The organism is Microbacterium invictum, assembly GCF_034421375.1.
Lineage (GTDB): Bacteria > Actinomycetota > Actinomycetes > Actinomycetales > Microbacteriaceae > Microbacterium > Microbacterium invictum_A.
Window position 1 is genome coordinate 3,385,489 of the sequence record NZ_CP139779.1, and the last position, 20,904, is coordinate 3,406,392.

At 71.5% G+C, this 20,904-nt stretch carries 21 protein-coding genes and 1 pseudogene; 13 read left to right on the plus strand and 9 right to left on the minus strand.

Annotated elements, in window-relative coordinates; all coding sequences use genetic code 11:
• Positions 1-21 precede the first annotated feature (21 nt).
• The 9 genes and pseudogenes from T9R20_RS16260 (at position 22) to T9R20_RS16300 (ending at position 6,598) form a co-directional block, all read left to right on the plus strand.
• A complete protein-coding gene (locus T9R20_RS16260; RefSeq protein ID WP_322410381.1) occupies positions 22-1,161 on the plus strand; it encodes a type III polyketide synthase in 1,140 nt (379 codons plus the stop codon).
• Positions 1,158-1,853, plus strand: a complete 696-nt coding sequence (locus T9R20_RS16265) for a methyltransferase domain-containing protein (RefSeq protein WP_322410382.1) — start codon at positions 1,158-1,160, stop codon at positions 1,851-1,853. The genes T9R20_RS16260 and T9R20_RS16265 overlap by 4 nt, the downstream gene beginning before the upstream one ends.
• Positions 1,846-2,616 (plus strand): annotated as a pseudogene (locus T9R20_RS16270) (FAD-dependent oxidoreductase); the annotation flags it as partial. The gene T9R20_RS16265 and the pseudogene T9R20_RS16270, both read left to right, overlap by 8 nt.
• 85 nt (positions 2,617-2,701) lie before the next feature.
• On the plus strand, positions 2,702-2,983 hold the full coding sequence (locus tag T9R20_RS16275) for a hypothetical protein (protein WP_322410383.1): 282 nt from the start codon (positions 2,702-2,704) through the stop codon (positions 2,981-2,983).
• Between the two features lie 106 nt (positions 2,984-3,089).
• Positions 3,090-3,569 carry an SRPBCC domain-containing protein gene (locus tag T9R20_RS16280; protein ID WP_322410384.1) on the plus strand — a complete coding sequence of 160 codons (480 nt, stop codon included), beginning with the start codon at positions 3,090-3,092 and terminating at the stop codon, positions 3,567-3,569.
• The gene (locus T9R20_RS16285) at positions 3,566-4,132 is read left to right on the plus strand and encodes a TetR/AcrR family transcriptional regulator (protein WP_322410385.1); all 567 of its coding nucleotides are present in this window, start codon (positions 3,566-3,568) and stop codon (positions 4,130-4,132) included. The genes T9R20_RS16280 and T9R20_RS16285 overlap by 4 nt, the downstream gene beginning before the upstream one ends.
• Positions 4,129-4,740, plus strand: a complete 612-nt coding sequence (locus tag T9R20_RS16290) for a DUF4260 family protein (RefSeq protein ID WP_322410386.1) — start codon at positions 4,129-4,131, stop codon at positions 4,738-4,740. The genes T9R20_RS16285 and T9R20_RS16290 overlap by 4 nt, the downstream gene beginning before the upstream one ends.
• A complete protein-coding gene (locus tag T9R20_RS16295; protein WP_322410387.1) occupies positions 4,737-5,912 on the plus strand; it encodes a serine hydrolase domain-containing protein in 1,176 nt (391 codons plus the stop codon). The genes T9R20_RS16290 and T9R20_RS16295 overlap by 4 nt, the downstream gene beginning before the upstream one ends.
• A 275-nt stretch (positions 5,913-6,187) precedes the next feature.
• Positions 6,188-6,598 (plus strand): DUF2255 family protein, encoded by a 411-nt coding sequence (locus tag T9R20_RS16300; protein ID WP_322410388.1) that lies wholly within the window; start codon positions 6,188-6,190, stop codon positions 6,596-6,598.
• 3 nt (positions 6,599-6,601) lie between these two features.
• Here T9R20_RS16300 and T9R20_RS16305 read toward each other — a convergent pair whose 3' ends face one another.
• The 4 genes from T9R20_RS16305 to T9R20_RS16320 are packed head-to-tail and all read right to left on the minus strand — an operon-like array spanning position 6,602 to position 11,047.
• A complete protein-coding gene (locus T9R20_RS16305; protein ID WP_322410389.1) occupies positions 6,602-7,267 on the minus strand; it encodes a DUF4166 domain-containing protein in 666 nt (221 codons plus the stop codon).
• Positions 7,267-7,899, minus strand: a complete 633-nt coding sequence (locus T9R20_RS16310; protein ID WP_322410390.1) for an SRPBCC family protein — start codon at positions 7,897-7,899, stop codon at positions 7,267-7,269. Before T9R20_RS16310 ends, T9R20_RS16305 begins: the two co-directional genes overlap by 1 nt.
• Before the next feature lie 54 nt (positions 7,900-7,953).
• Positions 7,954-8,796: a UbiA family prenyltransferase gene (locus T9R20_RS16315; protein WP_322410391.1), complete on the minus strand. Its 843-nt coding sequence runs from the start codon at positions 8,794-8,796 to the stop codon at positions 7,954-7,956.
• A 34-nt stretch (positions 8,797-8,830) separates the two neighbouring features.
• On the minus strand, positions 8,831-11,047 hold the full coding sequence (locus tag T9R20_RS16320; protein WP_322410392.1) for an ATP-dependent Clp protease ATP-binding subunit: 2,217 nt from the start codon (positions 11,045-11,047) through the stop codon (positions 8,831-8,833).
• A gap of 198 nt (positions 11,048-11,245) precedes the next feature.
• On the opposite strand from T9R20_RS16320, the gene T9R20_RS16325 reads away from it, so the two are divergent.
• Complete coding sequence (locus tag T9R20_RS16325; RefSeq protein WP_322410393.1) at positions 11,246-12,862, plus strand: M28 family peptidase; 1,617 nt, start codon at positions 11,246-11,248, stop codon at positions 12,860-12,862.
• Positions 12,863-12,874: 12 nt separating this feature from the next.
• Here T9R20_RS16325 and T9R20_RS16330 read toward each other — a convergent pair whose 3' ends face one another.
• Positions 12,875-14,425 carry a hypothetical protein gene (locus T9R20_RS16330; protein WP_322410394.1) on the minus strand — a complete coding sequence of 517 codons (1,551 nt, stop codon included), beginning with the start codon at positions 14,423-14,425 and terminating at the stop codon, positions 12,875-12,877.
• A gap of 108 nt (positions 14,426-14,533) precedes the next feature.
• Complete coding sequence (locus T9R20_RS16335; RefSeq protein ID WP_322410395.1) at positions 14,534-15,544, minus strand: GlxA family transcriptional regulator; 1,011 nt, start codon at positions 15,542-15,544, stop codon at positions 14,534-14,536.
• Positions 15,545-15,800: 256 nt separating this feature from the next.
• Here T9R20_RS16335 and T9R20_RS16340 point away from each other — a divergent pair, with 256 nt between their 5' ends.
• A complete protein-coding gene (locus T9R20_RS16340) occupies positions 15,801-16,244 on the plus strand; it encodes a hypothetical protein (RefSeq protein ID WP_322410396.1) in 444 nt (147 codons plus the stop codon).
• On the opposite strand, the gene T9R20_RS16345 is transcribed toward T9R20_RS16340, so the two are convergent.
• Positions 16,231-17,433 (minus strand): glycosyltransferase family 4 protein, encoded by a 1,203-nt coding sequence (locus T9R20_RS16345; RefSeq protein ID WP_322410397.1) that lies wholly within the window; start codon positions 17,431-17,433, stop codon positions 16,231-16,233. The two genes, T9R20_RS16340 and T9R20_RS16345, sit on opposite strands and share 14 nt — an antisense overlap.
• A gap of 10 nt (positions 17,434-17,443) precedes the next feature.
• Positions 17,444-18,661 (minus strand): glycosyltransferase, encoded by a 1,218-nt coding sequence (locus T9R20_RS16350; RefSeq protein WP_322410398.1) that lies wholly within the window; start codon positions 18,659-18,661, stop codon positions 17,444-17,446.
• 154 nt (positions 18,662-18,815) lie between these two features.
• On the opposite strand from T9R20_RS16350, the gene T9R20_RS16355 reads away from it, so the two are divergent.
• Complete coding sequence (locus T9R20_RS16355; RefSeq protein ID WP_322410399.1) at positions 18,816-19,412, plus strand: hypothetical protein; 597 nt, start codon at positions 18,816-18,818, stop codon at positions 19,410-19,412.
• Between the two features lie 449 nt (positions 19,413-19,861).
• A complete protein-coding gene (locus T9R20_RS16360) occupies positions 19,862-20,050 on the plus strand; it encodes a hypothetical protein (RefSeq protein ID WP_322410400.1) in 189 nt (62 codons plus the stop codon).
• A 295-nt stretch (positions 20,051-20,345) separates the two neighbouring features.
• On the opposite strand, the gene T9R20_RS16365 is transcribed toward T9R20_RS16360, so the two are convergent.
• Positions 20,346-20,903 (minus strand): cysteine hydrolase family protein, encoded by a 558-nt coding sequence (locus T9R20_RS16365; RefSeq protein WP_322410401.1) that lies wholly within the window; start codon positions 20,901-20,903, stop codon positions 20,346-20,348.
• Between the last annotated feature and the right edge of the window lies 1 nt (position 20,904).

Consider the following 20,904-nt stretch of genomic DNA (forward strand, 5'->3'; position numbering starts at 1 on the left):
GGAGCGTGGTTGAGTGTGAGCATGGTCGCGCGCATCCTCTCGATCGGCACCGCTGTGCCGCCGACCGTGCTCGCCCAGGGCGAGGTGCGCGACTTCTTCGCAGCCCAGCCGGGCGTCGACCGGCTGACCGCCCGACTCATCGGTGCGGCCTTCGACGCCGCGGCGATCGAGCGGCGCCATACGGTGCTGCGCGAGTTCGGTCAGCTCCGCGAGGGGCAGCAGACGGATGCCGCGCCCGCGGCGCCCGGCGGAGGGTTCATCGATCGGCAGGGCGCGCTTCGCGTGCCCTCGACCGGCGAGCGGAACGCGGCCTACACCGCCCTCGTGCCCGATCTCTATGCCGAGGCGGCGCGGGAAGCACTGGCGGGCGGCGGAGTCGCGGCATCCGACATCACGCACGTGGTGACCGTCTCGTGCACGGGGTTCTTCGCGCCGGGTCCGGACTACCGGCTCGTGCGCGACCTCGGCATGGCGGCGAGCGTCGAGCGCTACCACCTCGGCTTCATCGGGTGCGCGGCGGGGATCCCGGCGCTGCGCGCCGCGGCCCGCATCTGCGCCGCCGACCCGGACGCGGTCGTGCTGGTGGCCTGCGCCGAGCTCTGCTCGCTGCACATCCGCGCCTCGGACGATCCCCAGCAGATCGTCGCGGCATCGGTGTTCGCCGACGGCGCGGCGGCGGCGGTCGTGACGGCGCGCGACGACCTGGCGCGACGCGTGGCTAGCGCGGTGCTCGAACTCGACCGGTTCGCTACGACGCTGACCAGCGAGGGCGAGACCGACATGGTGTGGACGATCGGCGACGAGGGGTTCGAGATGACCCTCTCGGCCGAAGTGCCGCGCATCATCGGCCGCGAGATCCAGGAGGCCGTCGGCGGGTTCCTCGGCGAGGACCGACCGGCGACCTGGGCCGTGCACCCGGGCGGGCGGAGCGTGCTCGATCGGGTCGAGTCCGGTCTCGGGCTGCCGGGCACCGCGCTCGAGACCTCGCGCGCGGTGCTGCGCGACTTCGGCAACATGTCGAGCGCGACGATCCTCTTCATTCTGCAGCGGGTGCTCGGCGGCGGGCTCGCCGACGGCGAGCGGGTCGCCGCTCTCGCCTTCGGACCGGGCCTCACGGTGGAGGCCGCGCTCCTCACAGCGCGCACGGGCGAGCTGCCGTGACGCTCGCGGTACGCGACACCCGGCTGCGCGAGCTGATGGACGACCCCGACTGCGACCTCGAGCGGCTCCACGCGACGCTCCGGCGGTTCTCGGTCGTCAACCGGCTCGTCTCGGGATGGGGCGCGGTCTACCGCTCGACGGTAGCGCCGTATCTTCGCGGGCTCGGGCGCCCCGCGCGCGTGCTGGACCTCGGATGCGGCGGAGGCGACGTCATCGCACGGCTCGCCTCGCTCGCGCGGCGCGAGGGGATCGTGGCCGAGTGGCGGGGCGTCGACCCCGACGAGCGTTCCCTCGCGGTCGCCCGGCGGTATGCCGCGCCGGGCATACGATTCGAGGCGACGGACTCGAGTGCGCTCCGCGCCGCGGGCGAGAGGTTCGATCTGGTGATCTCCAACCACGTGCTGCACCACCTCGACCCGATCGCGTTCGCGACGTTCCGCGACGACTCGCGGGCGCTGTCCCTGGGGCTCGTGCTCCACGGCGACATCGCCCGCGGCCGCCTGGCCTATGGGCTCTATGCCGCGGGGATCACCCCCCTCGCGCCGGGGTCGTTCCTGCGCACGGACGGGCTCCGCAGTATCCGTCGCTCCTTCACCGCGCCGGAGCTCGCCGACGCCCTCGGATCCGGATGGCGCGTCGAGCAGCCCGCGCCGTTCCGGGTGCTCGCCGTCTCGGAGGGCGGAGATGCCTGACGTCGTGGTCGTCGGGGCGGGGCCGGTCGGCCTGCTGGCCGCGGCCGAGCTGCGACGGCTCGGCGTCGACGTCGCCGTCCTCGAGCGCCGGCCCGTGGCGGGGCCGGGCTCGCGCGCGATCGGGCTGCACTCGCCGTCGCTCTCGGCCCTCGAGCCGGGGGGATACACCGAGCGTCTTCTCGCCGTAGCGCTGCGGGTCGACCGGGGCGAGGCGCGGTCAGGCGGCCGGGTGCTGGGGGTGGTGCGCTTCGACCGGCTGTCACGCCGCTTCCCGTTCGTGGCGACACTCCCGCAGGCCGAGACCGAGCGGGTGCTCACCGACGAAGCCCCGCCGGTCGAGCGCGGGGTGACGGTGCGGGGCGTGTCCGCCGAGCCCGACGGGGTTCGAATCGACGTCGAGCGAGCAGGCGGCGCCGTCTACGACATGCGCGCCGCGGTGGTCGTCGTGGCGTCCGGGGCGGGAGCGCGCGACCTCGTCTATCGCCCGGGCGCGGTCACGGTGCGCGAGTATCCCGACCGCTACCTCATGGCCGATGCTCCGGCCGCAGGTCGGGCGGTCGCCGAGGTGCACCTCGACCGCGGAGGCGTGCTGGAATCGTTCCCGATGCCGGGGGGCGTGCGCCGCTTCGTCGCATGGGATCCGTCGCCGGGCGACGACGACTCCGCCGCGCGGACCGCGCGCCTTCGGGCGGCGGTCGCCGGACGAGCGGGACCCGAGGCGGCCGCGGCGATCGACGGCGCCTCGTCGTTCCGGGTGCGGCGGGCCGTCGCGCCGCGCCTCCGGCGCGGACGGGTGATCGTGATCGGCGACGCGGCGCGACGAGGTCAGCCCGATCGGCGGGCAGGGCATGAATCTCGGGCTGCTCGACGCCGCGACGCTCGCCCCGCTCGTGGCGGCGTGGGTGCGCAGCGGCGAGGCGCCCGACGCGGAGCTCGTCGAGTGGGAGCGGCGGCGGGTCGCCTCGGCGCGACGGGCGGCCAGGCTCGCGTCGCTCAACACGGGCCTCGGCCGGCCGCGCGGTGCGGTGGCCGACGCCGCCCGCCGCGCCGCGCTCCGCGCGCTCCTCGCCGGGCCGGGCGCCCGCGCCTTCGCCCACGCCTACGCGATGGGCCTCGACCGCGACGCGTAACGCGCGCGCATCTGCACGATTGGCTGATCGCAACTATAGTTGCGTTATTCCTCCCGGCACGATACGGTGTCAACGCAACAGAAGTTGCGATGAGCAAGGAGTCACCGTGTCCCGCACCCAGAACGTCGAGTCGCACGCATTTCGCGTCGAGATCCGCACCACCCGCGAGATCGCGGCGCCGGGGGCGGCCGTGTGGTCCGCCCTCGCCGACCGCGACGCCTACGCGCAGTGGAACTCCTTCATCCGCAGCTGGACCGGCGACTGGGTGATCGGAGCCCGGCAAGTGGTCCGGCTCGAACCGACGGAGAAGGGCGGACAGACCCTCTCGCCCCGCATCGTCGAACTCGTGCCGCGGAAGCGTCTCGCCTGGCGCGGACGGATCGGCATCCCGGGCCTCCTCGACGGTCACCACCGGTTCGAGATCGAGGACCGAGAGGACGGCACCTCGCTGTTCCACCACGCCGAGACGCTCTCGGGCGCCCTGGTCCCCCTGTTCCGGAAGATGCTCACCGTCGACACCCCGGCGGCCTTCCACCGCATGAACGACGAGCTGGCCCGCCGCGTCGAGGCCGGGGCCCGGCGATGAGCGCCACCGCCCAGCGGCGAGGTCCCGCGGTCGAGCAGGCGCTCCTCGATGCCACCGTGCAGCTCCTCACCGAGCGCGGCGCCACCGTCACGGTCGACGACATCGCCGCCGCCACCGGCGTCCACAAGACGACGATCTATCGCCGATTCACCACGCGCGAGCACCTGATCGCCGCAGCCGTTCGCCATCTCGGCGAGCGCATCGTCCCCGTCGTCGAGGACGTAGACCCCCGCGCAGCCCTCGGAGAGCTCGCTCGCTCCGTCGCCGCAGCCCTTCGGTCCCCGGCGGGCGGCAACATCCTCCGCGCGGTTGTCGCCGCCTCCGCCTCCGCGCCCGAGCTGATCGACCTCGCAGACGAGTTCTTCCGCGAGCGATACGAGATCGCTCTGGTCCACCTGGATCGACTGGCCGCCGCGGGCGCGCTCCGGCGCGACGTGGAGCCGGTCGTCGTCTGGGAGCAGATCGTCAACCCGATGCATGTCCGTGCCCTTTGCGGACGCCCCACCTCCGACCGCGAGGCCGACGCGCTCGTCGATCTCGCCCTTCACGGAGCAGCACGATGACCGTCCACGCCGCTCGCGTCATCGCGGGACACCGCATCCGGCCCGCTCTCCTCGTCGCCGCAGGCGGCGCACTGGCGGCGACCGTCGCGGTGGCGATCACCGGGGGCGGCTCGGCGTGGTGGATCGCCGTCGGGCTGATCGCCCCCGACATCCTCCCGCTGTTCGCCTTCCGCACGCCCACCGAGCCGGGACGGATGCCGCGGACGATGGTACCCGTGTACAACGCGACGCACGCGCTGGTGGGGCCGATCCTGCTCGCGGGACTCGCCCTCGTCGTCGGCTCTGCCGACATCCTGCTCGTCGCGGCGTCGTGGCTCACGCACATCCTGTGGGATCGCGCTGTCGGCTACGAGTTGCGCGGGAAGGACGGCGCGCCCCGCGCCCGCCGCGCAGACCGCAGCCCCACCCGCGAGGGTGCACCCCCCACCCGCGAGGGTGCACTCCCCACCCGCGAAGGTGCACTCCTCGCGCGCGAGGGTGCACTCCTCGCCCCTGGATTCGCGAATGGGTGTCACACGTCCCCGAGGCGCACGGTTGGCGAGGCTCGAGGAATGCGGGAAGATGGGCGCATCCGGCCCCGTGTCGGCCCTTGCGAGGAGGACCGATGACGACATCGCGCCGGACGTTCCTGGCTCTCGCCGGAACCACGCTCGCGGCGGCGGGCCTCGCCGCCTGCGCCCCGGGGGCGACCGCGCCGACGGCCGGTCCGACCAGCGCCGATCCGACCGACGGAGCGCTCGACGGCCTCGACGCCGTGTTCGCCGAGGCCTTCGCCGCGGCGGGACTCGCCGGGGCGGCCGCCTACGTGCGGTTAGGCGGCGAGGAGTGGTCGCAGACCGCTGGCGTCGCGGACCTCGAGAGCGAGACGCCCTTCGAGGCCGGTGACTACGTCCGCATTGCGAGCATCTCGAAGACGTACACCGCGACCTGCATCCTGCGGATGGTCGACGACGGGCTGCTCTCGCTCGATGACGTGCTGGAGACCTACGTCCCCGGCATCGCGAACGGCGACGTCATCACCCTCCGTCAGATGCTCGCGATGCAGTCCGGCATCTACGACTTCACCTCCAACGCGCCGTTCCTCGCCGCGTTCGACGCGAACCCGACGATGGCGTGGTCGATCGACGACACCATCGCGATCATCAAGGCCAATCCGCCGGCGTTCGAGCCGGGTGCGCAGGTCGTGTACTGCGACTCGAACTACGCCCTGCTCGGTCACATCGCCGAGCTCGTCGACGGGGTCCCGCTCGCGGAGGTCGTGACCCGCCGCGCGATCGAGCCGCTCGGGCTCACCGAGACGTACTACCCGACCGAGGCGGGCATCCGCGACCCGCACCCGACGCCGTACGTTCCCGTCGTCTCCTCCGACGGCAGCGTCGACACGAGCGCCGAGCCCACGATCGTCGAGGAGGTGAACCCCGCGGTCCCGGGCGGCGCAGGCGCCATGATCTCGACCCTGTCCGATCTGTCGGCGTGGGGCGACGAGCTCGCCTCCGGCACGCTGCTGACGCCCGAGACCCAGGCCGAGCGTCTGAAGACGACGCGGTTCGAGGGTCAGACGCTGGACTTCGGGTACGGCCTGGGCATCACGAACTTCAACGAGTACCTCGGCCACGATGGTGCCATCTACGGCTTCTCGACGGTCGTGCTCACGCGGCCCCAGACCGGCACGCAGATCGCCATCGTCTCGAACGAGTCGACCAACTTCACGACTCCGACCCTGACCATCGCGATCGCGATCATCAACGCGATCGACCCGGAGCAGGGCACCGGCGCCTGAGGGCTGAGGCGAGGTCTGCCAGGTCCCCGTCAGGCAGCACGGCTCAGCTCTCGCGGTGAGCGGAGTCGGCGAAGTCATCGGGCGGCGGCGCGGGCGGCGATCACGGCGTCGGAGGCGTCCCCCGACCCCACCATGAGCGCGGTGGTCGCCGAGGGACAGCCAGGCCCACGGCGTGCTCCCCGAGCGCCGCCACCCAGGCTTCCAGGTCGGCGGGCGAACCGGTCGGTGGCGAGTGACGGCTAGGCCCTGCGGCGCTCGACGCGTAGCGTGGTCGAGTGTCTTCCTCCGACGTCGTGAACCACCTCGATTCCACCCGTGTCGTCGCCATCATCACCCGGCGCCAGGACGGGTCGCCCACCGCGACCCCGATCTGGGCGGTCGTCATCGACGGTATCCCCTACGTCCGCTCGGCATACGGCGAGAAGGCGTGGTGGTACCGCCACGTGACGGCCGGCCGCGAGGTCGCCTTCGCCATGGGCGACGGCGCGGTGGCCGAACGCGACAAGGAGGCCGCCCTCGAGCTTCCCCGTGAGCGCGTCGCCCTCGAGCCCGTGTTCACCGACGATCCGATCAACGACCGCATCGACGAGGCGCTCTGGGCGAAGTACGCCGACGAGCCCTCATCGGTCGAGGAGACCATCACTCCGCGCGCCCGCGCCTGCACCTTCCGCGTCGTCGCTCCCTGACCCTCAGGTCCGGCGCTCGTGCCGCCGGGGCTTCAGCCTCGCAGGCGCTTCGGTCGTCGGCATCCATTCGCAGGTGAAGCTCCCGCGATACCCGAAGAGGAAGCCGAAACGCTCGTTTCGCACCTCGAGATCGACGTGGAAGCGCTCGTCCGACTCGTCGAACCACTCCCGCAGCAGGGCCCGGCCGCTGAAGAGCATCGGAAACGAGAACGCAACCGGTCCCTCGTAGAACCGCTGCGCGTCCGACCGCAGCTCGAGCCCACCGCGGTCGTCGACGGCGAGGACAAGGTCGACCGCGAGGTGCTGGTGGGTGCCGAGGTAGTCGACGATCCGGTCGCCGTCGCGGATCATCGTGGCGTCGAACCGCCGTCGTGTGCCCCGCACGACATACTCGCGCACGAAGGTGACCGTCTCACGCCCGAACGGATCGCGGTAGGGATGGTTCTCGATGACGAACGGCACGTTCTCGCCGACATCGGGGACGAGGATGTTGCGGAGCCGGCCGATCTGGAGGAACGGCACGGTCCACCATGGTCCTCGCCGGATGGATGACATCACTCCGCGCCCGACGCACGCCTCACCCGACGCGAGCCCCACTCCGAAGCGCCGCTGCATCATGGGGTGCAATCGGGTGAAGTCGCTCCCCAGCACCTCGGCGAACATCGACATCACGGGCCATCCTCCGGGTCGGGAAGCGTGTCGAGCGTCGCCGGAGCTGTGGCGACGCCCGATTCGCGACGAGCGCGGGTCGGCGTCCGCGCACACCTCGCCGCGCGCGGGCGGTCACGCCGCCACCACCACACGACGCTCACCAGCGGCCACCGTTCGGGCGGCACCCCGGTCTCGATCCAGATCCGGAGCCGGTCGAAGCTCCACGCCGTCGCCCAGCCGAGGAGCGGGCGGACGATCAGGTCGAGCGGCCCCCAGCCGGGCGTGTAGTCGTATCCGGTGAGGAAGACAGTGCGATCCCCGTCGGGCACGTACCGCCAGAAGCCGCGACCGGCGCGGATCGGCGACAGTCGGTCTCGCGTGTGGAATCGCAGGGCCGAGGTTCGCGTGCCGTCGGCACGACGGCGTTCTCCGAGGCTGACGCCGGTGCCGCGCACCGTGTGCAGAGGCGTGCGCCGCTCGTATCGGAAGCGCGTCGGCGCCGTGGCATCCGATTCCGATTGCCGATCCGGATCGATGCGCGAGAAGCGGATGTCCCAGCGAGCGTGGGTGACGGAGTCCTGCGTCAGACGCCACACCGTCTCGACGTCCGCGGCGATCGCCGTCTCGACGTAGATCCGACGTCCGTCCATTCCGACAGGGTAGGGCGCGCCCTCCGCCCCCCGACGACCGATCGGCCCGGCGTGTCACGCCCGCAGGGAGCCGCCCGTGAGGATGAGCTGTGCTGCCAGCACGAGGGCCGACAGCATCACCAGCCGGAAGAGCGTCCGCCCGGGCGCGCGGTTCAGCGTCATCACGACCGTGGCGACCGCCAGCGCGACCACGACGGCGAACAGCACCCACGACACCGCCGCGACCCGTGCCGCCTCGCCGGCGACCGGGCCGAGCAGCACCGCCAGCGCTCCGGCGACGACGCCGAGCGCGGCGAGCACCGTCGCCGCGCGCGCCCCGATCCGGTGCGGAAGTCCCCGCACCCCGGTCTCGCGGTCGGCGTCGAGATCGGGCAGCACGTTGGTCAGGTGCACCGAGGCGCCCAGCGTCGCACCGGCGAGGGTTGCCCACGCGGGGGCGAGCGACGGCGGCGAGGCAGCGAGGGTCGCCAGCGACGGGAGCGTCCCGAAGGCGACGAGGAACGGCACGATCGACAGCGGAGTCGACTTCAGCGGTCGGTTGTACAGCCAGCCCGACAGGATGACCACGCCGTTGCCGACGAGCACGCCCCACCCGAGCGGCGCGGACAGCGCCAGTGCCACGACGACGCAGACGAGCGCGCCGATCCAGGCAGTCCGCGTGCCGACGTCGCCGCGGGCGATGGGTTTGTCGGCGCGGCCGACCGCGCGGTCGCGCTCGGCGTCGATCGCGTCGTTGGAGATGCCGATCGACAGCTGGCCGAAGAACACCGCGGCGGCCAGCAGCGCGATGCGCCAGGCGTCGAGACCCGCCGCGACGCCGAGGCCGGCCGCGAGCACCGTGACGACGAGGGTCGGCCCGGGGTGGGACGACCCCCAGAGCGCCCGGACGATCCGCATCTCCCGACGCTATCGGGCGAGCGCACCCTCGGGGTCAGTCCTCGAGGATCGCCTCGATCACCTCGTCGTCGTCCGCCCCGGCCGCGCCACCGCCCGGCACGGTCGCCGGACCGTCGCTGGTGAGCACCAGCGTCGACCCGTCGGCGGCGACGTCGACGCGCACGAGGTCGCCGTCGCGCACCCCACCCGAGAGGATCGCCATCGCCAGGCGGTCCTGGATCTCGGACTGGATGAGCCGGCGCAGCGGCCGCGCCCCGAACACCGGGTCGTAGCCACGCTCGGCGAGCCACGCGCGCGCGTCGGGCGTCACGGCGAGCGTGAGTCGCCGGTCCTTCAGCCGTCGCTGCAGCGCGTCGACGGCGAGCTCGACGATCTGGGCGAGATCGTCCTCGGTGAGCGCCTGGAAGACGACGATGTCGTCGAGCCGGTTGACGAACTCCGGCTTGAACGCCTGTCGCACGAGCGCCTGCACCTGATCGCGCTTGACCTCGGTCGACAGCGTCGGATCGATCAGGATCGACGACCCCAGGTTCGAGGTCAGGATGAGGATCACGTTCTTGAAGTCGACCGTGCGCCCCTGCCCGTCGGTCAGACGTCCGTCGTCCATGACCTGCAGCAGCACATCGAACACCTCGGGGTGGGCCTTCTCGACCTCGTCGAGGAGCACCACCGAGTAGGGCCGCCGCCGGACGGCCTCGGTCAGCTGCCCGCCCTGCTCGTAGCCGATGTATCCGGGAGGGGCGCCGACGAGCCGCGACACCGAGTGCTTCTCGCCGTACTCCGACATGTCGATGCGCACCATGGCGTGCTCGTCGTCGAAGAGGAACTCGGCGAGCGCCTTCGCCAGCTCGGTCTTGCCGACGCCGGTCGGCCCGAGGAACAGGAACGACCCCGTCGGCCGATTCGGGTCGCTGATGCCCGCGCGAGAGCGGCGAACGGCGTCCGACACCGCGCGCACCGCGTCGCGCTGACCGATCAGGCGCTTGCCGAGCTCCTTCTCGAGGTGCAGCAGCCTCTCGGTCTCTCCCTGCATGAGCCGTCCGACCGGGATGCCGGTCCACGCCGCGATGACCGACGCGATGTCCTCCTCAGTGACCTGGTCGTTCACCATCCGGTCGCCCGCCGGCTCCTCGCGCTCGGCCTCGACGAGGTCGCGCTCCAGCCGAGGGATCTCGGCGTACAGGATCCGCGACGCCTTCTCGAGGTTGCCCTCGCGCTGCGCGCGCTCCGCCTCGATGCGGGCGGCATCCAGTCGGGTCTTCAGGTCGCCGACCCGGTTCAGCGACGACCGCTCGCGCTCCCACCGCGCCTGCAGTTCATCCAGCTTCGCCTGCTCCTTCGCGAGGCTGTCGCGCAGCGCCGCGAGACGCTCGCGCGAGGCGTCATCCTTCTCCTTCTTCAGCGCCAGCTCCTCCAGCTTCAGCCGATCGACGTGCCGGCGCAGCTCGTCGATCTCGAGCGGCGCCGAGTCGATCTCCATCCGCAGCCGCGAGGCGGCTTCGTCGATGAGGTCGATGGCCTTGTCGGGCAGCTGGCGGCTGGGGATGTAGCGATGCGACAGGGATGCCGCCGCGACGAGCGCCCCGTCGGAGATCGCCACCTTGTGGTGCGCCTCGTAACGCTCCTTCAGGCCGCGGAGGATCGCGACGGTGTCTTCGACCGACGGCTCCCCGACGTAGACCTGCTGGAAGCGTCGCTCCAGCGCCGCATCCTTCTCGATGAACTCGCGGTACTCGTTGAGCGTGGTGGCACCGATGAGCCGCAGCTCACCGCGGGCGAGCATGGGCTTGAGCATGTTGGATGCCGCGACCGACCCCTCGCCGCCGCCGGCGCCCATCAGCACGTGCAACTCGTCGATGAAGGTGATGATGCGGCCGTCGGACTCGGTGATCTCCTTCAGCACGCTCTTCAACCGCTCCTCGAACTGCCCGCGGTACATGGCGCCGGCGACCAGGGCGGAGATGTCGAGGGTGATGAGCTCCTTGTCCTTGAGCGACTCCGCGACGTCGCCGGCGACGATCCGCTGCGCGAGACCCTCGACGACCGCGGTCTTGCCGACGCCGGGCTCGCCGATCAGCACGGGGTTGTTCTTCGTGCGGCGGGTGAGCACCTGGCTGACGCGGCGGATCTCGCTGTCGCGGCCGATGACGGGGTCGAGCTTGCCCTGCCGGGCACGGTCGGTGAGGTTGATCCCGAACTGCTCGAGGGCGCTCTTCCGCTCCTCTTGCCCGGGCATCTGCGTGGCTTGCATGGGTTCTCCTGGAAATCTGCGGGGACTCAAACCTGAGTCCATATGACTCAAGTTTAACAGTGCCGCGTGACGTCGGCAATGGGCGCCCAGGATGAGACCCCTCTCATCTGGACGGAATCTTCTTCCCACATGGGCTTCGCCTCATTACGGTCGGGAGAGTCGGCGTCGACGAGGTCGCCGGCATCCGAAGGGAGAGCCATGCCGCTCACGAAGCGCAGGATCGCGGCGGTCACCGCCGCCGCAGCCGTCGTCGCCACCATGGGGTTGGCCGCACCGGCGTACGCCGTGCCGGTCGCCGATACGCCGGAGAAGATCGTCAAGGCGGTCAAGATCAGCCAGGTGATGAACCACCTCAAGGCGCTGCAGCGCATCGCCGACGACAACGACGGCAATCGCGCGTCCGGACTGCCGGGCTACGACGCCTCGGTCGACTACATCGTGGAGGAGCTCACGCGTGCCGGGTACACCCCGGAGGTCCAGGAGTTCCCCTTCACGTATGCCGAGGAGAACAGCGCGATGAGCCGGGAGGATCCGGCCACGACATGGGTGGACGGGCAGGACTTCCTCCGCAACAACTTCGACAGCGGCAGCCCGGAGGGCACGGGCACCGGACCCCTCGTCCCCGTCGACTTCGAGCCCGCGTTCCCCGCCGACGGCACCAGCACGAGCGGCTGCGAGGCCGAGGACTTCACCGGCTTCCCCGCCGGCGGCGTCGCCCTGGTGCAGCGCGGCAGCTGCGACTTCTCGCTGAAGGCGCTGAACGCCCAGGCGGCGGGCGCGTCGGCGGTGATCGTCTCGAACGACGGTCGCGCGGGGCTCGTCGGCATGATCGGGGATGCCACGGGGCTGACCATCCCGGCCGTGTTCGCCTCGTCCGAGGCCGGTCAGGACCTCTACAGCACCCCCGGGGCAACGGTCACCGTGACCGTCGACTACTTCGCCGAGGAGCGCATCACCTACAACGTCTTCGCCGAGACCAACACCGGTGACGACGCCAACGTCGTCATGGCAGGGGCGCATCTCGACAGCGTCCAGGCCGGCGCCGGCATCAACGACAACGGCTCCGGCAGCGCCGCGCTCCTCGAGACGGCCATCCAGATGCAGCGGGTCGAACCCACCAACACCGTGCGCTTCGCCTGGTGGGGGGCTGAGGAGGAGGGTCTCCTCGGCGCCGACTACTACGTGTCGAACCTCACGCCGGAGGAGATCGACGACATCGCCCTGTACCTGAACTTCGACATGATCGGCTCGCCGAACTACGTCTACGGCGTGTACGACGGCGACAACTCCAGCGGCACGGCACCCGAGGGCTTCATCCCGGCCGGCTCCGCCGAGATCGAGGACGTCTTCGAGCAGTTCTACGCCTCGCAGGGCCTGCCGTTCCAGGACACCGAGTTCTCGGGGCGCTCCGACTACGGGCCCTTCATCGCCGTCGGCATCCCCGCCGGAGGCCTGTTCACCGGCGCCGAGGGCATCAAGACCGAGGAGGAAGCGGCGCGCTTCGGCGGGCTCGCGGGCGTCGCGTACGACCCGTGCTACCACCAGCTGTGCGACAACCTCACCGGTGAGGGCCAGGACGAGGTGCTCTACAAAGACCTCGCCCGCTCGGTCAAGCAGCGCCTGACGGGCAACGTCAACCGCACCGCGCTGGATGTGAACTCCGACGCGCTCGCGTCCGCGATCATCACGTTCGCATTCGACACCTCGAGCCTCGCCGGAGGCGAAGGCGGTGCGGATGCCGCGGGCGGTCCGTCGACGCCCGGTGGCGGATTCCTGCACGACCACGGGCACCACACCGAGGCGGCAGCGCGCTGACCCCTCAGGACGTCAGGGGGTAGCCCCCGGCGAGACCCCGTCACCCGGTTCCGGGTCGACGGGGTCCGTCGGTTCCTCGGGTTCCCCGGGTTCGGGATCCTCCGTCACGGGGGGATCCGGCGGGGGCGGGGGAGTCGTGGGCTCAGGCGACGGCGAAGAGGTCTCACTCGGTTCCGGCGTCGGCGTCGGCGAGGGCGACGTCGTGGCCGACGGCGACGGCGACGGCGTGCTGGCAGGCGGGGGCGGCGGCGGCGCCGCCGGCGTCGATGCGACCGGGCTCGACCTCGATGGAGTCGGTCGAGCGGATGAGCGCCGCTCGGTGGCCTCGGCCGGTTCGTCGACGACGGTCTCACTCGTGGCCGTGCTCGTGGGCGTGGGGGTGACCGAGGCCGGAGATGTGGGACTCGGGGAGGGAGAGGCGGGATCCTCTCGTTCCGCGGGAGAGCGGGTCGGCGCGACGACTGCGGGCACCTCGTCATCGACCTCGGGGCTGCCACCGGCTCCGAGCGCGAGCGCCGATGCACCGCCGACGACCGCGATCACGGCGCCCACGGCCACCGACACGGCGATCCATCGCCTCGAGCGCGCACGACCGGAACCCGCAGCAACGCTCGTCGACGAGATCGCGGTGGGCACCGCTGTACCGCCGAGCGAGGCCGTGGCCGCCGAGGACGGCAGCACTGCGGTCAGCGGCGCTCCGGGCCCGAGTTCCGCCGACAGGTCCCACGCCGCACCGACCGCGGCGAAGGCGCCGACGTGTGGGACCGCTTCGATGGGTCGCCCGACCTGCCGGGCGACGGTCGACGCGATCGGCTCGACGACCGCGGACTCGCCGCTGAGGACGACAGCGTCCACGTCGTCGAGGTCGCGGTCGGTGCCGGCCAGCGCGGCGAGGATCGACCGCCCCACATCCGCAGCATCCTTCCCGTGATCGAGACCCGCATCCAGCCCGATCGTGACGGGATCGGCCAGCCGGTTCACCACCCCGTCGCCGCCGATGCGCAGGACCGCGGCCTCCACCGACGTGTCATCGGCGACCGCCGACACGATCGTCCGGCTGCCGAAGAACGGCGCGCTGCGGGCGAAGGCGAGAGCGGTGGAGTCCAGTCGGTCGAGGAACTCGGTGCGGTGGCCGTCGGCGCGCAGCTCCTCCTCCAGGGCGGCCAGGCGCGCATCGCTCCACGCGTGGGGCACCAGCACGCCGATGCTCGCCGGAGCCGACCCCATCAGTTCCGTCACCCGGTGGATGATGTCGTCGACGACCCACGCGAGCAGCTGCGGCGGTGTGAGCCGCTCCCCCTGCACATCGAAGAACGCGCCGGCGTCGGCGACACGGGACACGAAACCGTCGATGAGACGGTCCGGCTCGGCGCGGCCGAGTTCGAGCGCCGCCTCGCCGAAGACCACGTCGTCGTTCCCGATGAACACGGTCGTCGGCAGCCCGCCGTCGGGCCCCTCGAGCACCGGGCGCACGGCGAGTGCGCCATCCGGCAGTCGTTCGGCGACCGCCACGGACGTCGATTCATCGCGCGGATCGATCGCGACCGCATACGGTGTCCCCATGTCGCCATCCCCCCGGCGAACTCGATGTGACCGAACGATGGCCCCGGGCGCGGGCCGGTCGGTTTCGGCGCGAGCCTAGCGTCCGTACGTTTCGTCCGGGAAAACTCTTCAGACGGCGGGCTCGAGGACGGATGCCACGGCATCCGCCTCTTTCGTCGTCGAGCCCTCCCGCACGCAGCAGAACCGATCGCGGTACGCGGTCGGGGTGATCCCGAGCGTTCGGGCGAAGTTCTGCCGCAGGACGGCCGCCGACCCGAAGCCGCTCTCCCACGCGATGCGGTCGAGGCCCAGATCCGTGGTCTCGAGCAGCCGCTGGGCGTGGATGAGGCGCTGACGCGCCAGCCATGCGGCGGGGGTGGCGCCGTGGTCGGCCTTGAACCGCCGGGCGAAGGTGCGCGGCGACATATGGGCCTTCGCCGCGAGCTGCTCGACGGAGAGGTCGCTGCGCAGGTTGTCGAGCATCCAGTCGGTCACCGGCGCGAGCGACTGCGACGTCGACACCGGCAGCGGCCGGTCGATGAACTGCGCTTGGCCGCCGTCGCGCTGCGGGGGGACGACCATGCGCCGGGCGATCTTGTTGGTCAGCTCCGCGCCCAGCTCCTGGCGGAGCAGGTGCAGGCACGCGTCGATGCCGGCGGCGGTGCCGGCACTGGTGATGATGCGCCCGTCCTGCACGTAGAGCACGTCGGGGTCGACCTCGACGGCGGGGAACATCTGCGCCATTTTCGCCGCGTACATCCAGTGCGTGGTGGCGCGTCGCCCGTCGAGAACTCCGGCCGCGCCGAGAACGAACGATCCGCTGCAGACACTGAGCACCCAGGCGCCGCGATCGACCGCGCGACGGATGACGTCGACCACGCGCGGGTCGGGAGAACCCCAGTACTCGTGCGGAGTGGGCGAGACGACGACGAGATCCGCCTCGTCGGCGAAGCCCAGGTCGTCGTGGACGTTGATCGAGAACCCGAGCTTGGAGTCGACCGGACCCGGATCGGGCGTCACGACCCGGAAGTCGAAGTTCGGCACCCCGTCCGCCGAGCGGTCGAGGCCGAATGCCTCGCACGCGACGCCGAACTCGAAGGGTGCGAACCCGGTGGTGACGATGCACGCGACGGTCTTCATTCTCTGTTTCCTCCTGTCCCCGCCTCACGTTATGGCAGAAATCATACGAACAATGTTCATACTGCCACTATTGGCAGGATGAAGACGAACGTAGCTTATCTGCCATGACACTCCTCATCCTTCTCGCCGCCGCCTCCGTGTGGGGCATCGTCGCGTCCGTCGTCGCGGTGCGCCGCGACGGATACGGGCGCGTGCCGACCGATCTCACTCGGCGACCGTGACCCTAGACTCGGTACCTCGACGAGACGAGGTCGCCGTGTCCCACCCCACTCCCGCTGAGCCCGCGCCGATGCCCGGTGCGCACAATCCCGCCCCGGCGGCGGCCTTCGCCCCGCCGCCCGGTTATGCACCCGCGGGTACCGCTCCGGCGCCCGACCGCGCTCGCGGCGGCAGGAACCCGTGGGGTGTGGCGGCGATCATCTCGGCCGCCGTCCTCGTGCTGCTGCTCGTGCTGCAGCTGTTCGTACAGGTGGGCATCCTCCTGTCGCAGACCTACGACCTCTTCGGGCCGATCACCGGCCTCCTCGGCATCGTCGAGGGGCTCGTCGCCCTCGTCACCGTCATCCTGGGCCTGGTCGGTCTCTTCCGGCGCGACCGATCCCCGCTCCTCGCGGCGATCGCGCTCGGCGCCGGTGGCTTTGCCCTCGTGAGCGCGGTGCTGTGGAACGTGCTCTACCCGCTGATCCTCAGCGCCGCCTGACGCGGTCGTACACGGCCACCATCGCGGCCGTCCGCGACGACTGCCGGAACGTATCGGCGATCTCGGGCGCGGGTTGCCGCGCGCGCCCTGCGGAGATGTCGCCGACGGCGTCGCGAAGGGTCAGGGCGAACGCGTCGGGTTCGGACCCCACGCGCCACACCCCCTCCCCGAGCTCGTCGGCGATGTCGGGGTCGGCCACGATGGCCGGGGTGCCGAGCGATGCGGCCTCGAACACCGTCATCCCCTGCGTCTCGAAGCCGATCGAGCTCTGCACCACTGCATCGGCGGCAGACAGGAGTCGCAAGGTCTCGGCGTACGGCAGCCGGCCGGCGAAGGTCACCCTCGCCGCCGGGCGGCGACGCGCGACGAGCCGGCGCGCCGCGCGGGCCTGACCACCGCCGCCGATCACAGTGACGTCCGCCGCGACGCCGGAGTCGGCGAGCGCGTCGAGGAAGGGCAGCAGGCGCTTCTCGGGGCTCATCCGGCCGACCCACACGAGCCGGGGCCGCGAAGAGGCCGGCCGCAGCGGGCCGGCGGCGCCCGCGGCATCCCGCATCTCGTCGTCGATGCCGTTCCACACCACGTCGATCTGACCCTCGGGGGAACCCCCGGGGCGGACGTGATGGGCCATGAGGCGGTGGGCGAAATGCGACGAGGGTGCGGTGACCGCCGCCGCCCGCGCGGCGAAGCGGCGGAGGTAAGCCCATCCGTCCGTGCCCGCCTCCCGCGGCTCGCGAGGCAGGATCGCCCGGCCCGCCCAGGCGTTCAGCAGCCGCAGCGCCAGGCGCGGGAACGGCGTCGTCGCCGCGATCCCGACGTCGACGCGATTGTGCATGGTGTGGACGAGCGGAAGCGCGTGGCGAGCGGCGAAGCGGTGGCCGAGGATCGCCCCCCAGAAATCTCCCTGCACGTGCACGACGTCGACCGGCGGCCGCCCGGCCATCCCCGCGTCCACGGCGCGGTCGGCGGCGCGCGTGGGCAGCGTCAACCCGTACTCGCGGTCGAGGGTCACCGGCACCGACGGCAGATCGATGGAGGCGGGGTCGTCGATCTTCCGGGCGTGCAAACGCGGCTGGACGATCGTCACCGTGTGCCCGGCGCGCTCGAGGAACCGCCGCTGGAGCCTCATCGACACCTGCGCGCCGCCGGAGGACTCGACGTGCTGGTCGCCGAACATCACGATGTGCACGGCCGGCGCCTCACTGCGGGATGGGCTCGCCGCGATACAGGGCCTCGAAGGTGTCGAGGGTGCGGCCGATGTCGTGGACGATCACGCCGTCGAGCGAGGCCTGCTGCATGCGCCGGCGCTCCTCGGGGGTGGCGGTGAGGACGGCCGTGAGCTTGTCGGCCATCTCGGCGACGTTCCCGGGCTCGAACAGGTAGCCGTTCTCACCGTCGTGCACGAGGTGCGGGAGGGCGACGGCGTTGGCCGCGACGATCGGCAGCCCCGAGGCCATCGCCTCCATGGTGGCGATGGACTGCAGCTCCGCGATCGAGGCGATCGCGAACACGCTCGCGCGCGAGTAGATGGCCCGAAGGTCTTCTTCCGAGGCGTGACCGTGGAAGGTGACGCGGTCGGCGAGCCCCAGCTGCGCCGTGAGGTTCTCGAGGTTCTTGCGCTGATCGCCGCCGCCGACGATGTCGACCGAGACGTCGAGGGCGGGGTCGAGCGTCGCGACCGCGTTCAGCAGAACGTCGATGTGCTTCTCGCTCGTGAGGCGACCGACGAAGAGCACACGGTGACGGTCGCGCGGCGCGAGGTCGGGGGCGTAGTTGGACCGGTCGATGCCGCAGCTGATCGGGATGACGTTGTGGATGTCGATCGTCGACTCGAGGAAGTCGGCGGCCCGGCGGGTCGGCGTCGTGACGGCGCGGGTCATCTCGAACGTGCGCCGCGCGTCGGCCCACGCGAGCTTCAGCACCACCCGGTTCATCGCATCGGGCAGGGTGGTGAAGTCGAGGATGTTCTCGGCCATCACGTGGTTCGTCGCGATGATCGGGATGCCGCGCTTGCGCGCCTCGCGCGACAGACCGCGGCCGATCACGATGTGGGACTGGATGTGCACCACATCGGGCTTGACCTCGTCGAGCACCTTGCGCGCGTAGTGCTTCGACCGCCACGGCCAGACGAAGCGCAGCCAGTCGTGCGGGGGCCAGCGCACCGAGGGCAGGCGGTGCAAGGTCATCGGCTGCCCCTCGATCACCTCGGTGTGGGCGGGGCTCCTGCGGTAGACGCTGTTAGGGGCGATGACGTGCACGTCGTGACCGCGGGTCACGAGGCCCGCGGCGAGGCGCTCGGCGAAGCGGGCGGCGCCGTTGATGTCAGGGGCGAAGGTGTCGCAGCCGATGAGCACCCGGAGCGGTCGCTTCACGGCGTCAGAGCGTGTGGGGTCATCGGGCGTCGCGGGGGTGGTCACGGGAGGTGTGCCTGTTCTCTGCGGCGGAGGATGGCGCCGCGCAGGGGCGCGCGGCGGTCCCACTCTAATCGAGGCGCGGCGTCGAACCGGGGTGCGCGACCGCAGGCGGGGGTGCGTCGAGGGTTTCCGCAGGCCGCGCGCCTACCCTGGGGGCATGCCTCGACTTCAGGCCGACGCCTCTGCCGACCGCTGGGTTCCCGTCACCGGTTCGCTCGGACTGCGCGGGCGTCGCCATCGCAAGGCCGCGATCCGGATGCTGCTGGGTCAAGCGAATCGCGCGATGGGGGCGGAGGAGCGACCCGGCAGCCGCGGGATCGCGTGGATGATGAGCCAGGCGGCGCCGCTGCTCATGCGTCGCGCCGACGGGCGCCTGCTGATCTGGGTGTGGAAGGCCGATCCGGAGCTCGTCGTGCTCATGGCCCAGCTGCAGGAGCTGACCCCGCAGCTGCGCGCCGCGCGGGCGATGATGCCGATCGAGTACGACGACACCGAGTCGTTCCGCAACCCCCATCTGGGCATCGGCGAGCGACTGGTGATGGCGCTCCCGCCCGAGCCGCGCACTCCCCCCTTCGCCACCTATACCTGGGACACCGGCACCCACCTCGTGACGCTCACGGCGGTGTGCTCCGACCGGGAGCGGGTGGGGACGGTCATCCCCTACGTGGATGAGGTGGCTCGCAGCATCCGTGTCATCGATGATCTGACGATCGACGGCTCTCCCGAGGTGCTGCGCATCGAGCCTCGCGGCTGACGCGGCGCCCGTCGCCCGCAGCGCCCGGATTCTCCGGCGCACGCGGCCGCGCGCAGCGCGCGATCCGTCAATGGATGAGGCCCGTCGACGACGCAGACCGCCTTTGTGACGGATCGCGGGCCCTGCCGCCGCGCCCGACCACCCGCGATCGCGGAGCGCGGCGCGGACGCGCTCCAACGCGGCCGAAAGACGGTCGCCTTGGTGCTCCTTGGTGACGCGGATGTCGCGCCACCCGAGAGCACCGAGGGCATCGAGTCGCTCCAGATCGTGGAAATACTGCACCGTGTCGGTGCGGTGGTCTGGCACCAGACATCGACCGGATGCACGGCAGGGAACGCCCCGATCGCCCCGAGGCGAACGGATCCCTCGACGATCTCGTGACCGCGGAACCCCGCCGCCCTCACCCTGCCAAGGGGTGACAGCGAGCTCACGTCGACGGGAGACCGCGGGTGGCCGATCACGTCGGCGCCGACCAGGGCGAGGGCAGCCAGATGACTGAAGTAGTCACCCGGTCGCAGACGGGGCAGCGCCGCGCGCACACGCTCACCGAAGGAGTGCGCTCCACCAACGGGCGCCCGCACGCCGTGGAACGGCGCATCAAGGTCACCCGAACGGAGGCGCGAGATCGTCACACCTGATGCGACAGCGACCGGAACGGCGAACGTGCGGTAAAAGATGGCCGGGGGCAAGGGTCGCGGGGACGGCATGGGGCAAGCGTGGCCACCCGAGGGGAGCGGATGACGCGGCATCGCACGATCGGTGGATGACTCCGGGGCACGGCCCGGTGTGCAGAAGACGTCGACCCGGCGCGCGACCCGTCAGAGGATGTCGCTTCTCACCCGCCGAGACAGCATCTATTGACGGGTCGCGGCCGGGTGACGGGGACGGACGCGGGGGCGCGGCCGGGTGACGGGCACGCGGGGGCGTGAGCGCTCAGGCTGGGGCGCGAAGCGCGGCGATCACCGCCGCGACCGGCTCGACACGGGAATAGGCGCTCGCGAGCGCGGCGAGGAACGCCGCGTGCACGTCGGCTCCGCCCACTGTCGTGCCGCCGAAGGACAGATCGGGAGCGGCGCACGCGTCGGCGGCGACGGTCACCTTCCACCCGAGATCGGATGCCGCCCGGACGCTCGCGTCCACGCACATGCTCGTCATCATCCCGGCGACGACGAGCGGAGCGCCGGCATGAGCGGCGAGCGCTTCGTCGAGGCGGCCCCCGAAGAACGCATTCGGGTGGTGCTTCACGACCACGGGTTCGCCGCCCCCGGGTGCGACCCGCGGGTCGATCTCCGCTCCCGGAGTCCCTTCCTCGAGGAAGCTTCCCGCCCCGGATGCCGCATGGCGCACATGCACGACCGGGAGCCCGGCAGCGCGGAACGCCGCCAGCAGGTCCGCGGCGCGCTCCGCCGCGGCATCCGAACCCACCAGGGGGAACCGGCCCCCGGGGAAATAGTCGCGCTGGATGTCGATGAGGACGAGAACGGGAGTCATC